The sequence below is a fragment of the Pseudomonas syringae pv. tagetis genome (assembly GCF_022557255.1).
Classification (GTDB): Bacteria; Pseudomonadota; Gammaproteobacteria; order Pseudomonadales; family Pseudomonadaceae; genus Aquipseudomonas; species Aquipseudomonas caricapapayae.
Window position 1 is genome coordinate 5437604 of sequence record NZ_CP092923.1, and the last position, 12417, is coordinate 5450020.

At 58.4% G+C, this 12417-nt stretch carries 10 protein-coding genes; 5 read left to right on the forward strand and 5 right to left on the reverse strand.

Features of this window, described 5'->3' with window-relative positions; all coding sequences use genetic code 11:
• Nucleotides 1-71 precede the first annotated feature (71 nt).
• A complete protein-coding gene (gene msrA, locus MME58_RS24370; RefSeq protein ID WP_055006023.1) occupies nucleotides 72-719 on the forward strand; it encodes a peptide-methionine (S)-S-oxide reductase MsrA in 648 nt (215 codons plus the stop codon).
• 277 nt (nucleotides 720-996) lie between these two features.
• Here msrA and MME58_RS24375 read toward each other — a convergent pair whose 3' ends face one another.
• Nucleotides 997-1833 carry a 23S rRNA (adenine(2030)-N(6))-methyltransferase RlmJ gene (locus MME58_RS24375; RefSeq protein ID WP_055006024.1) on the reverse strand — a complete coding sequence of 279 codons (837 nt, stop codon included), beginning with the start codon at nucleotides 1831-1833 and terminating at the stop codon, nucleotides 997-999.
• Between the two features lie 377 nt (nucleotides 1834-2210).
• Between MME58_RS24375 and MME58_RS24380 the strand changes: the two genes are divergently transcribed.
• Together MME58_RS24380 and MME58_RS24385 are read left to right on the forward strand one after the other, a co-directional pair.
• Nucleotides 2211-2441 (forward strand): DUF6124 family protein, encoded by a 231-nt coding sequence (locus MME58_RS24380; protein WP_054988744.1) that lies wholly within the window; start codon nucleotides 2211-2213, stop codon nucleotides 2439-2441.
• Nucleotides 2442-2559: 118 nt separating this feature from the next.
• Complete coding sequence (locus MME58_RS24385) at nucleotides 2560-2826, forward strand: hypothetical protein (protein ID WP_054988743.1); 267 nt, start codon at nucleotides 2560-2562, stop codon at nucleotides 2824-2826.
• Between the two features lie 216 nt (nucleotides 2827-3042).
• Here the strand turns inward: MME58_RS24385 and gbcB are convergent, their stop codons facing one another.
• Nucleotides 3043-4143 carry a glycine-betaine demethylase subunit GbcB gene (gbcB, locus tag MME58_RS24390; protein WP_054988742.1) on the reverse strand — a complete coding sequence of 367 codons (1101 nt, stop codon included), beginning with the start codon at nucleotides 4141-4143 and terminating at the stop codon, nucleotides 3043-3045.
• A gap of 309 nt (nucleotides 4144-4452) precedes the next feature.
• On the opposite strand from gbcB, the gene gbcA reads away from it, so the two are divergent.
• Both gbcA and MME58_RS24400 read left to right on the forward strand, forming a co-directional pair.
• Nucleotides 4453-5751, forward strand: coding sequence for a glycine-betaine demethylase subunit GbcA (gbcA, locus tag MME58_RS24395; protein ID WP_054988741.1), 1299 nt, complete (start codon nucleotides 4453-4455; stop codon nucleotides 5749-5751).
• A 184-nt stretch (nucleotides 5752-5935) separates the two neighbouring features.
• Complete coding sequence (locus MME58_RS24400) at nucleotides 5936-7774, forward strand: fibronectin type III domain-containing protein (protein ID WP_055006025.1); 1839 nt, start codon at nucleotides 5936-5938, stop codon at nucleotides 7772-7774.
• A gap of 581 nt (nucleotides 7775-8355) precedes the next feature.
• Here MME58_RS24400 and etfB read toward each other — a convergent pair.
• The 3 genes from etfB to dgcB are packed head-to-tail and all read right to left on the reverse strand — an operon-like array spanning nucleotide 8356 to nucleotide 12333.
• The gene (gene etfB / locus MME58_RS24405) at nucleotides 8356-9162 is read right to left on the reverse strand and encodes an electron transfer flavoprotein subunit beta (protein WP_054988739.1); all 807 of its coding nucleotides are present in this window, start codon (nucleotides 9160-9162) and stop codon (nucleotides 8356-8358) included.
• Nucleotides 9152-10372, reverse strand: a complete 1221-nt coding sequence (gene etfA, locus MME58_RS24410) for an electron transfer flavoprotein subunit alpha (RefSeq protein ID WP_054988738.1) — start codon at nucleotides 10370-10372, stop codon at nucleotides 9152-9154. The genes etfB and etfA overlap by 11 nt, the downstream gene beginning before the upstream one ends.
• Nucleotides 10372-12333 carry a dimethylglycine demethylation protein DgcB gene (gene dgcB, locus MME58_RS24415; RefSeq protein ID WP_054988737.1) on the reverse strand — a complete coding sequence of 654 codons (1962 nt, stop codon included), beginning with the start codon at nucleotides 12331-12333 and terminating at the stop codon, nucleotides 10372-10374. The genes etfA and dgcB overlap by 1 nt, the downstream gene beginning before the upstream one ends.
• Nucleotides 12334-12417 lie beyond the last annotated feature (84 nt).

Consider the following 12417-nt stretch of genomic DNA (forward strand, 5'->3'; position numbering starts at 1 on the left):
AACGGGACTTATCTACTCCATTCATCCGTCCTGGCCACCGCTGCCTGTCTCTAAACGAGAGGATATGGTTCATGACTCTGCGCTCGGAAATTCTAGTGAACAAAAACGTATTGCCTACCGCCGAACAAGCACTGCCAGGTCGCGAAACGCCTATGGCGCTTCCGGAAACTCACTTCGTCAACGGTAATCCGCTGCTGGGGCCGTTTTCGAAAAATGTCGAATTCGCCATCTTCGGCATGGGTTGCTTCTGGGGCGCAGAGCGCCGCCTGTGGCAACAGGAAGGTGTGGTGAGCACTGTCGTGGGGTACGCGGGCGGATTTACGCCGAACCCGACTTACGAAGAAGTCTGCTCCGGTCTGACCGGCCACACCGAGGTCGTGCTGGTCGTCTACGAGCCTGAGAAAATCAGCTACGCGTCGCTGCTCAAAGTATTCTGGGAAGCGCATAACCCGACCCAGGGCATGCGTCAGGGCAACGACATCGGCACGCAGTACCGCTCGGTCATCTACTGCACCACACCCGAGCAGCTCGACGTCGCCAAGACCAGTTCTGCGGCCTTCCAGGCGGAACTGAACAAGGCCGGGCTAGGCGAAATCACCACTGAAATCGAACAAGCCCCGACGATCTACTTCGCCGAGGCCTACCACCAGCAATACCTGGCCAAGAACCCCCAGGGCTACTGCGGCCTGGGCGGCACCGGGGTTTGCCTGCCGGCTTGAGGCACTCTCCTCGGGCTTCTGCCCGGAGGGCGTAGGAGCGCTTGTGTGGGAGCGGACTTGTCCGCGAAGGCGATGGTGGGGGCGACAGTTTTTTGCGGATGGACGACCCTCTTCGCGGACAAGCGAAGCGTCGCCCGGTCCGCTCCCACAAAACACACAGATCGCGGACGAGCGAAGCGTCGCCCGGTCCGCTCTACACCGTCTTCTAAAGCCTGTCAGGACCTGTGTGTCACGTTGAGCGCTCTGCGTGGGCATGCAGTGACGGATGCAGGAACGCCTACTCGGCGATCAACCAGTCCATTTTCCAGCCGCCCTGGGTCTGGCCCAGTTTTTCAGCCAGATAGGGCATCAGCTCACGCAGTTCCTCTTCCAGACCCCATGGCGGATTGGCGATGGCCAGGCCAGAGCCGTTAAGGCTGGCCGGGGTGTCCAGCGGATGAACGTACAACTCGACACGCAGCAGTTTGGGCGCGCCGGTTTCTGCCAGGTCCTGATAGAAGCGGCGCAGCTGACGTGGATCCTTGATCGGATACCAGATCGCGGCCACCGTCTGGCGCATGCGCCCGATGGTTTCCTTGAGCGCGACGGCGCAACGTTTCATTTCGTCGAGCTGCTCGAACGGCGGGTCGATGAGCATCACGGCCCGCTTCTCCGCCACCGGCAACAAGGCACGCGGCACGTGCCAGCCTTCCCCCAGATGCACCGCAACGCGGCGGTCGCCCTTCATGTTTTCCTTGAGCAGGCGCCCGTCTTCGGGGTGCTTTTCATTGAGCAACACACGCTCGCGCTCACGCGTCAGGCGGCGGGCCAGTTCCGGCGAGCCGGGATAGTAGCGCAGCTCGCCATCGGGGTTCATCTCGTGCAGCACTTGCAGATAAGCAGAGGTCAGCGCAGGCAGGTCTGACGCGTTCCACAGACGGCCGACACCTTCCAGCCATTCTCCGGTACGGGTGGCCTGATCGCCCTTGAGGTCGTATAACCCGAGCCCGGCGTGAGTATCAAGATAGGCGAACGGTTGCTCCTTGCGCGCCATAAGGGCGATCAAGCGAGTCAGTATCAGGTGTTTGAACACGTCGGCGTGGTTGCCGGCATGGTAGGCGTGACGGTAATTCATGGCAGCTCCTGGCAAGCTGCGCAGTTTAGCAAACCTGAGCAATTAACAAGAATTTGTAACGAATTTGCGGGACCCGTCTCTTTCGCTTGAAGGAAATTTCCGAGAAACTCCCGGCCTCTTGTGCCTGCCGATTTCGATCACTACTCTGCGCCCGTCGCTGCATATTCAGCGATGAGGATTAGTAGCCCTCGTTATCCAGGCGCATTGCGCCACCTTGTGCAGGTGCCCTTTCACGGCCTGCGCTTTTATGGTGGTCGTGCGTGGGGCATCCTCGGATGCACCGGGGTTCCTGGACCGGGCTACTACCTGCGCATGATCACCACCCTCGCTTAGTAGCCGACGGTGATGGTCTTCTAAAACTCCAGGAGATACATCACATGTTGAAAATCGTCCCCGACCCACCCCTTTACAGCGCCAGCCCCGACGTCAGCCACGAAGACGCCCTGATGCATGCCAGCGATCTGCTGCGCTGCGCCGCCACCAGCGCCTATGAATTCAGCGACAGCATGACCGGCGCACAGCGGGACATGACGCTTACCATCATGCATCTGGTGGAAATGGCGAAAGTCATGGTCGACAACACGATAGAAAACCTGCAAACCCAATGACCGCGAACTGAAAACGACGCACCTGTAGTCAATCCTGCCATGCGCGACGTACAGGACTTGCCCTTGGCAGGTTGCCCTACCAGAATCGGAAAAAAGCCCGATCACAGGAACAGACGCCATGATGCATGCAGATTTGATTGACCAGGAAGACCTGCTCGGCCAACTCAGAGCCCTGGGCTTCGAAGCACCCGGTGGCGCAACCGCTGAGCAAGCCTGCGCGAACGCGGTCTGCGGCCTGAATGCGGAACGCGCTACAGCCTTGCGGCGTCTGGTAGAACAGCTCCTGACCGGCAGCGCTACCCTCCTCCCCGCCGTACGCCAGGCCATCGACCAGCAACTGCTGCCCGCACTGGCGGCTTACAGGCAGAGTCACAGTGGATCATGACCTTGTTGCTCATGAGCTGAAAAAAGCCGCTGCCCCTCCCCAGGTCCGCGCCGAGGCGAAGATTTGTGACGCAGAGCGTCACGAAAGGCATTCCCACGCTGGAGCGTGCGGAACGATAAGTGCCCGAGAGAACACTATCGTGCCCATTCTCCAGCGTGGGCATGCAGTTCCGGACGCTCTGCGTCCTGTCCTGAACGTGCAGTGCGTCGGATGCGCTCAATACTCGATCCGTACGTCCCCTTTCGGAACGCTGCAGCAGGACAGAATGTACCCCTCCGCGACGTCCTCGTCGGTAATGCCGCCGTTGTGTTCCATCTCTACTTCGCCGCTCAGTTTCATCACCTTGCAGGTCCCGCAGATGCCCATGCCGCAGGCTTTGGGGATCATCAGGCCGAGTTTGGCGGCGGCGGCATGGACGGTTTCGCCCGGTGCCACGCGGATGCTCTTACCGGTGTCGGTGAACTCCACCTGATGCAGATCGGCGGCGTCGACGTCTGGCGCGTCGGCAGCGATTTCGGCCTGCTCGACAGCATCGGCTCTGGCTTCAGGCGGCGTAGCGCCGAACGACTCTTCATGGTATTGCGCCATGTTGAAACCGTTTTCCTGCAGCAGACGCTTGACCGCTGTCATATACGGCGTCGGGCCGCAACAGAACACCTCACGGTCCATGAAATCCGGCGCCATCAGCTCGAGCATTTTCTGGTTCAGGTAGCCGCGATAGCCGGCCCACGGCTCGCCCAACCCGTGCTTTTCACACACCAGGTGCAGGCTGAAGTTGTCGATCCGCGACGCCATGTGCTCCAGCTCGCGATGGTAGATGATGTCCTTGGGTGAGCGAGCGCTGTGCACGAACACCATGTCGACGTTGGCGTTGGTGTCATAGAACCAGCGCGCCATGGACATCACCGGCGTGATGCCGACGCCGCCGCTGAGGTAAAGAATCTTCGGGTTCGGGAAGTCGATGGCATTGAACAGCCCGACCGGCCCGTGCACCGCCAATTCCTGCCCTTCAGTCAGCGTGTCGTGCAGGTAATTGGAGACCTTGCCACCCGGCACGCGCTTGACGGTGATCGAAAAGCTATAGGGCACCGACGGCGAGCTGGAGATGGTGTACGAGCGCATGATCGGCAAACCGTCGACTTCCAGCTCCAGAGTCACGAACTGCCCTGGCTTGAAGAAGAACATGATCGGCTGATCGGCCATGAAACAGAAGGTGCGTACGTCCCAGGTTTCCTGGATGACTTTGACGACACGTACCAGGTGGCGACCGTTGGCCCATGTCTGGGTTGTCACCGGGCTCAGGAAACTTTGGGACATACTCGATCTCCACGGCCGACTGTCGGCCTCTCATGCTGCGGATTCTGCGTAACGCGCAAGGCGACCATTTACCTATCAACGACATTCACGTACTTACCGCGACCAGCCCCGTCCAACAAGGCCTGTCGCGTCGGGAACGGATGCGGCCATGTCGCCCATGGATAAGGTTCACTGCGCGCCCGGCTCCACACTCGCCCTCAAGGGTCATGAGCATGATCGACTGATCTATCGTCAAGCGCGCAACGCAATCAGACCCGTATCAGCCACATTCGCAGGCCGCCCATGACGCGGTCATGGGGGATTTAATCGATGGACGTCACCGCAACCTTGAGCCTGGGCGATCCGCTGGAACCTGCACGCAAGGCCACTGCCGAGATGCTGCAGAATCGTGAGCGCACGTACTCGCTGCCGCAGCCTTTCTACAGTGATGACCGACTGTTTGAAATCGACATGCAGGAGATCTTTCACAAGGAGTGGCTGATTGCCGGGATGACCTGCGAAATCCCGACCAAGGGCAATTACCTGACATTGCAGATCGGCAAGAACCCGATTCTGGTCGTGCGCGGTCCGGACGGTGCAGTCAATGCGTTCCACAACGTCTGCCGCCATCGCGGCTCACGGCTGTGCACTGCCGAGAAAGGCAAGGTCGCCAAACTGGTTTGCCACTACCACCAGTGGACGTATGAGCTGGACGGGCGCCTGCTGTATGCGGGCACTGAAATGGGCGACGACTTCGACATGAAGCAGTTCGGGCTCAAGCCGGTACACGTGAAGACAGCAGGCGGGTACATATTCATCAGCCTTGCCGAGAATCCGCCTGCCATCGATGAGTTCCTGGCGACACTGCGGCATTACATGGAACCCTATGACATGGAGAACACCAAGGTGGCTGTACAGACCACCTTGATGGAAAAAGCCAACTGGAAACTGGTACTGGAGAACAACCGCGAGTGCTACCACTGCGGCGGCTCGCACCCCGAGCTGCTCAAGACACTGCTGGAATGGGACGATGTCACAGACCCGCGTGCCGATCAGGCTTTCAAAGATCACGTCGCCGCCTCCGCCGCGGCGTGGGATGCAGAGAAAATCCCCTACGCCCACGCCAGCTTCGGCCTGCGTAACCGTATCGTGCGCATGCCGCTTCTCAAGGGTACAGTGTCGATGACCCTGGACGGCAAGGTCGGCTGCAAAAAACTGATGGGCCGCATCCAGAACCCGGACCTCGGGTCGATGCGTATTCTGCATCTGCCGCACTCCTGGAACCACTGCATGGGGGATCACATCATCGTGTTCACGGTGTGGCCAATCAGTGCACAGGAAACCATGGTCACCACCAAATGGATCGTCCACAAGGATGCGGTCGAGGGTGTGGATTACGACGTTGAACGCATGCGTCAGGTCTGGGATGCCACCAATGACCAGGACCGTCGCCTTGCCGAAGAAAACCAGCGCGGCATCAACTCAACGGCCTACCAACCCGGGCCTTACTCGAAGACCTATGAGTTCGGCGTGGTCAACTTCGTCGACTGGTACAGCTCACGCATGCTGGAAAACCTTGGCGCGGAGCCCGCACCGTATCTGAAGGGCGTGGCGGTCAATCACGAGTAGGAAGTTGTCCCGCCAACGCGCCCGTTCCTCCAGGGCAGACTCATTTCATTCACGAAGTGAGTCTGCCCTGGCCACGCCTGCACAAATAGCTTCCCGCCGACACCGTCATTTCTGACAGTTACGTGAAAAAAAACTTCGTGATCAACTCCCGTTGAAGTCAATCCAACGGACGGAGACACGAACCATGCTCGACAAGAAAGTCATCGCGCAATACAAAAACACCAACATCGACGCTGCGTCGGCCATGACGGATATATCCGGGAAAAAAATCCTCATGGGGTTCTGGCATAACTGGCCCTCTGAACCAGGCCAGGGTTACCAGCAGGGGCTGTTCAAAGAGATGGCCCTGACAGACATCAAAGAAGCTTACAACGTAGTGGCGGTGGCGTTCATGAAAGGCGCCGGCATACCGACCTTCAAGCCTTACAACCTGAGTGATGAAGCATTTCGAGCCCAAGTGGCAGCGCTGAATGCACAGAACCGCGCGGTGCTGATCTCTCTTGGCGGGGCTGATGCGCATATTGAGCTGCATGCGGGCCAAGAGGAATCCTTGGCCTATGAAATTATTCGTCTGGTCGAAGTCTACGGTTTTGACGGCCTGGACATCGATCTTGAACAGTCCGCTATTACCTTTGCAGATAATCGGACGGTGTTACCCGCTGCACTGAAAATGGTGCGTGAATATTACAAGACCGAAGGCAAGCACTTCATTATCAGCATGGCCCCAGAGTTTCCTTATCTGAGGGCTCCTGCTCGCGATACTCCTCTGCTGACGCCGCTGCTGAAAGAAATCATCATCTTCTTTCCTTTTCTGAAAGAAGCCTTAGCCTTGCTCACGTCCTTTAGAAGTGGCGGCGCATACCTTTCTTACATCGATGCACTGGAAGGGGTCTACGACTTCATCGCACCTCAATACTACAATCAGGGCGGCGATGGCATATGGGTTGACGAGCTCAATCTATGGGTGACGCAAAACAATGATGCGCACAAGAAAAGCTTCCTCTATTACCTGACCGATAGCCTGATCCACGGTACGCGCGGCTTCACGAAAATTCCGGCAAACAAGTTTGCTATCGGTTTACCCTCCAATAATGACGGTGCCGCAACCGGCTATGTGATCAACGCCGAGGACGTGAAATACGCCTTGGACAGACTGGAAGCCGAAGGCAACCCGATTCGCGGTCTGATGACCTGGTCAGTCAACTGGGATGCTGGCAAGGACAAGACCGGCAAGGAATACGACTGGGAGTTTGCGAACCGCTACGGCTACCTTACCGGGGGCGAAACGCCTGCGCCCGAGAAACCTTCAGCACCTGCTGAGCTTACATTGTCAATGCAGACAAAGGAATCGGTAACGCTGATATGGCGCCTTTCAGAAAGTGCACGCCCGATCCTGCACTATAATCTGTTCAAAAACGACAAGCTGACAGGTAATCCAACGGCACCACCGTTTGTCGATAAAAATGTCTCACCTGGCGCTGTCTACGATTATCGGATCAGCGCGACTGACACCGAAGGGAACACATCAGACCTGTCCCCAGTGCTGAAGGTATACATGGATCAGGATCAAACGCCATCAAAACCCACTGATCTCAAAGCAACGGATATCACGGCTTACAGCGTGTCCTTTAAGTGGACAGCCTCTGCAGGAAGCATCAGGCAGTATCTTGTTTACCGGAATGAAATGCGGATTGCTATTGTCGACGCGCCACAAACCACTTATACCGACGCTGGACTCGCTCCTTCAACTGAATACAGTTACAAGATTATCGCGCAGAGCCCAAATGGCCGTTTTTCCGATGCAAGCGACCCTCTGACCGTCACGACTGAATTCGAGAGCGAGGGTGATGTGACGGTGTGGGCGCCAGGCGTGCAGTATCAGATAGGCCAACGGGTGACACACCAGGATATTACCTACAAATGCATTCAGGCCCATCGATCAATCCCTGAATGGTCGCCAGAGCAACCTGGCTCCGCCTCCTTGTGGGAATTGATTGGGCGGTCGACGGCTTCTAAACACTAACTGCTCAAACGGCATTGCCGGGGAGCAACTAAAACTTCCCGGTAATTAAGCACACTCGCATGGATGATCAAGCAACTCATCCAGGTACTGGATAGGGCATACTGATGAGCTGGTTACTTTTCAACCAACTCACTGTAAAGCCCGTATTTCGAAGGCTGCAGCCAGACGCCAACACTTTATCCACAGAGGCACCAACAAGCATTGGGGATAACGCTGCTCAGCAGAGTAACGCTCTGGAGAAATCCTGAATCCACACCCCTGCGCCGCTTTGAGAAGCCTCTGCCAAACCATGCGCCAAGCTTTGATCGTTTTTCGTACAAACCTCTAAAGACCTCGTAAATAAAGGCGTTCAGACAATCATGAACAACTTACCCACAGGCACACCAACAGAGATTGTGGGCAATTACGTAATGTCTCTCCAGAGAGGGCCTGTTTATCCACACTCAGGGTCAAATACTGTTAATCAAATCTGATCATTTTATGATCACCGCCTTCAAAGCCACGTAATTCCCGGGGTCGAGCGATCAGCAAACACGTTATCCACAACTGCACGCACACATAATGTGTGTAAGTCTGCTGTTTCACCGCACCACACCCTCATCGACCAGTAGCTTCAGGATCGCCGCTGCACTTTCCTCGGACGACAAGCCCTTCAGCACAAGCCCTGTCCCCGCGCTGGCTTTGGCGGTAGCCGCTTTCATACGTTCTGCACCGCTCTTGGCCTTGATCACCTTGAGACGCTTGGGTCGCGGTTTGGCGGGCTGTAGCGATTGGGCTGTGAACAAGTCATCCATGATTACCTCTGGCTTGTCTACGGCCAGCCCTCCACGTTGCGCAGGCCCGAATGCACTTTGCCGGGGTTTGGGAGCCGCGTTATCCACAGTGGCTATAAACGGCAGACGAACCTGAAGGCGACGACGCTGGCCACGAGGCAGAGCCTGCAGCACCAGGGCGGTGCCATTATTCAGCGACTCGACTTCAGCCAGGCCAGTTACCAGTGGCCAGCCCAGCCTTTCAGCCAGCAAAAACGGCAACATGCCCGATCCTTCTCCCGTTTCCGCCTGGCTGCCGCTCAACACCACCTGTGCGGCAGAACCACGGATATAGTCCGTCAAAGCGACCAGCGCATCGGCACCGTCCGGCTGCTCCAGCACATGCAGCTCACTCAAGCCCATTCCCAGATAAGCCCGTAATGCTGGCTCTTCTGGATTACCGGCGTGCAACACCTGCAAGTTATCCCCAGCCAGTTGCAGGCCCAGCTCGACAGCGCGTGCATCCTGTTCGGCGCGACGTGCGCGACCTGATGTCGGGTGCGCCCCAATAGACACCAGACTGATGATCTGCAACGCAGGTTTATCCACAGATAAATTCCCGGGTTCAAGCCGCATCACGTTTCTCCCCGCTACGCCAGGCTTCAACCGCTGCGATCAACGCGGTGAGGATCTCGGCACCCTCACCGATGACCGAAAGATCAGCGCGCTTGATCATGTCGCACCCCGCATCCAGATTGATCGCAATGACCTTGTCACAGGCACCGATACCTTGCAGGTGCTGAATGGCCCCGGAGATACCGATCGCGACATAAACCCTTGCCGTGACCCAGGTGCCACTGGCACCGACCTGACGTTCGCGGCCCATGAACCCATCGTCTACCGCTACCCGGGACGCACCCTCCGTAGCGCCGAGAACCGCAGCGGCGCGATGAAAAAGGTCCCAGTCCCTGACACCGTTACCGCCGGACAGGATAAATTCGGCTTCGGCCATGGGGATAACTCCAGGATCGACGGCTACAGCACCCAGATCCTCGATACGCGGCAGGCTACGCGCCACACGTGTGGATAACTCCACGGACACAACCTCGTGGCGAGTTTCGCTGACCGGTTCGGCGCATTCCACAGCAGCCAGAATCAAGCGTGCGACAGGCCGAATCAGGTCTTCGCGGCCTGCACCTGCGCGGCTTATGCACAGCTGATCCTTGACCTGCCAGACCCGCGTCGCGGGTCGCTCGCCAATGCTCGCGGCAAAACGTCTTCCCAGTTCGCCACCGCCGGTACGGCTGTCCGGCAGCAGCCAATGGCGCGGGCTGAACTGGTTATCCACAGCGCGCAGGCCCTGTACGCGTTGCTCCGGTGAATAACCGTCGAACTCGGTGCCGTTGATTATCAGCAGGCGATCCACCCCGGCCGTGTCGAATCCAGTTTCTTTATGCTCGCCGAACACGATCACCAGCACAGCCCCCTCGGCCCCCGCCAACTGACGCGCAAGCCCTAGCAGATCGCGATCGTGGCTGCTCAGGCGGCCGCCGACCATGTCGGGAACCACACTGATATAAAATGCCGGCTCACTGATGATATGCAGCGGCAATTGCACAGCTGCGGTCGCCGAACGCTTGACCGCCCCGCCCTGCTGCGCGCCGCTGCGGTCGATGCGCTTGATTCCGCCGGGGCCGATGAACCCAAGGCCATGCACGTTCTTGCGCATAAGGCCATTCGGTCCCATCCAGGTAGTTTGTGCAGGTTGCATGGCCGCGTGCAGCGGGTGCAGTCGATTGCGGGCGATCCATTCGGCGCGAGGGTCACGGCGGATTACGTCACTCATCAATTTACCTCCGCAGGTTCACGTCTGGCGGGAACGGACGGGCTGGGGATAACTTCCGCAACCAACGCATCGGCTACCAGTTCAGCGATGTCCTTGATCAGCGGTCGCGGTTCGACAACGCCTTCAAGCATCGCCGTGCACTGTGGACAACCTACAGCCACCAGCTCGGCAGCAGTTTCACGGATGTCGTCCATGCGCATGTCGGGAATCCGCTGTTTGCCGGGGATATCCGTAATGGGCGCGCCGCCACCGCCGCCACAGCAGCGGGAACGAAAACCCGAGCGCTGCATTTCCCTGATCTCGATCCCCAGTGCACGCAGCACTTCACGGGGAGCCTCGTATTCGCCGTTGTAGCGGCCCAGGTAACAGGGGTCGTGATAAGTCACGCTGGTGCCTTTGTGCTGGCCCAGCTTCAAAGCGCCGCTGCGCACCAGCTCGGCCATGAAGGTGCTGTGATGCTGCACCTGATAGTCGCCGCCAAACGCGCCGTATTCGTTTTTCAGCACATGAAAACTGTGCGGGTCGCAGGTGACGATGCGTTGGAAACGGTAATTTGCCAGGGTTTGAATGTTACGTCGGGCAAGCATCTGAAAGGTTGCCTCATCACCCAGACGCCTCGCTACATCACCGCTGTCGCGCTCTTCGAGGCCCAATACGGCGAAATCTATCCTGGCCGCCGTGAGGACTTTGACGAAGGCGCGCAAGGTTCGTTGATTGCGCATGTCGAATGCGCCATCGCCCACCCAGAACAATACGTCCACAGTCTTTCTTTCACTGAGCAGGTTCAGGTTCAGATCGGCCGCCCAGTTCATTCGTCCGCCCGGTGCGAAACCGCCGGGGTTGTCGGTGGCGATCAGGTTGTCCAGCACTTCGGCACCCTTGTTCGGCGTCGCGCCCTTTTCGAGGGTCAGGTGACGGCGCATGTCGACGATGGCATCGACGTGCTCGATCATCATCGGGCACTCTTCGACGCAGGCACGGCACGTGGTGCAGGACCACAGCGTTTCGGCGTCCACCAGCCCGTTGACGATGGGCTGATGCGGATTGCCACCATGCTCGCCCAGCGGCTTGCCTTTGCCGTCCAGCGATGGATACGGACTGCCGGCAAATGTTGCATCGGTGCCACCGGCAAGGCCGACCACCATGTCCTGGATCAGCTTCTTGGGGTTCAGCGGCTGGCCTGCCGCAAACGCCGGGCAGGCCGCTTCGCATTTGCCGCACTGCACGCAGGCATCGAAACCCAGCAGCTGATTCCAGGTGAAGTCCTTGGGTTTTTCCACGCCCAGTGGCGCAGTGCGATCATTCAGGTCCAGCGGCTTCAGCCCGGTGGAGCGTCCGCCACCGAAGCGCTCGGCACGACGGTGCCAGGCCAGGTGCAAGGCTCCGGCGAAAGCGTGCTTCATCGGGCCGCCCCAGGTCATGCCAAAAAACAGCTCGCTCACGCCCCACAAAACGCCAAGCCCGAGGACCGCGACCACCAGCCATCCGCCGAAGTGCTCCGGGAGAAACCCGGCGACCGGCAAGGTGACCAGAAAAAAACTTGCGGAAAACGCCATGAGGCTTTTCGGCAGGCGCATCCACGGCCCCTTCGACAGACGCGCAGGCGGATTGAGACGACGGCAATAGACAAACACCGCGCCGACAAACATCACCGCCGTCATCAGCAGCAACGCATAGCCGAGCACGCGATTATGCAGACCGAAACCGTGCACCAGAATCGCCAGCACAATCGAAGCTACCGCGCCGCCTGCTGTGGCAACGTGGGTATTGGCAATGTATTTGTCACGCGCAACCACGTGGTGCAGATCGACCATATAGCGTTTGGGCATGGCCAGCAGCCCGCCGAGCAAATCGACTTTAGAAGGCCGACCGTTGCGCCACAGGGTTACCCGACGCCAGGCACCCAGCGCCGCAAGGGCCATGGCGCTGAACAGCAGGATCGGAAGAAGGGTGTCTAGCATTGAGTTGCCCTCAAGACGCGAGCTGCAGGCTTCAAGCCGCCAGAAAAAGCACTGAGAAGGCTTTTACTGGCCGCTTGGAGTCAA

Coding starts and splice junctions, on each gene's coding strand:
- msrA (WP_055006023.1), top strand. CDS start 72: ATGACTCTGCGCTCGGAAATTCTAGTGAACAAAAACGTATTGCCTACC.
- MME58_RS24375 (WP_055006024.1), bottom strand. CDS start 1,833: ATGAATTACCGTCACGCCTACCATGCCGGCAACCACGCCGACGTGTTC.
- MME58_RS24380 (WP_054988744.1), top strand. CDS start 2,211: ATGTTGAAAATCGTCCCCGACCCACCCCTTTACAGCGCCAGCCCCGAC.
- MME58_RS24385 (WP_054988743.1), top strand. CDS start 2,560: ATGATGCATGCAGATTTGATTGACCAGGAAGACCTGCTCGGCCAACTC.
- gbcB (WP_054988742.1), bottom strand. CDS start 4,143: ATGTCCCAAAGTTTCCTGAGCCCGGTGACAACCCAGACATGGGCCAAC.
- gbcA (WP_054988741.1), top strand. CDS start 4,453: ATGGACGTCACCGCAACCTTGAGCCTGGGCGATCCGCTGGAACCTGCA.
- MME58_RS24400 (WP_055006025.1), top strand. CDS start 5,936: ATGCTCGACAAGAAAGTCATCGCGCAATACAAAAACACCAACATCGAC.
- etfB (WP_054988739.1), bottom strand. CDS start 9,162: ATGCGGCTTGAACCCGGGAATTTATCTGTGGATAAACCTGCGTTGCAG.
- etfA (WP_054988738.1), bottom strand. CDS start 10,372: ATGAGTGACGTAATCCGCCGTGACCCTCGCGCCGAATGGATCGCCCGC.
- dgcB (WP_054988737.1), bottom strand. CDS start 12,333: ATGCTAGACACCCTTCTTCCGATCCTGCTGTTCAGCGCCATGGCCCTT.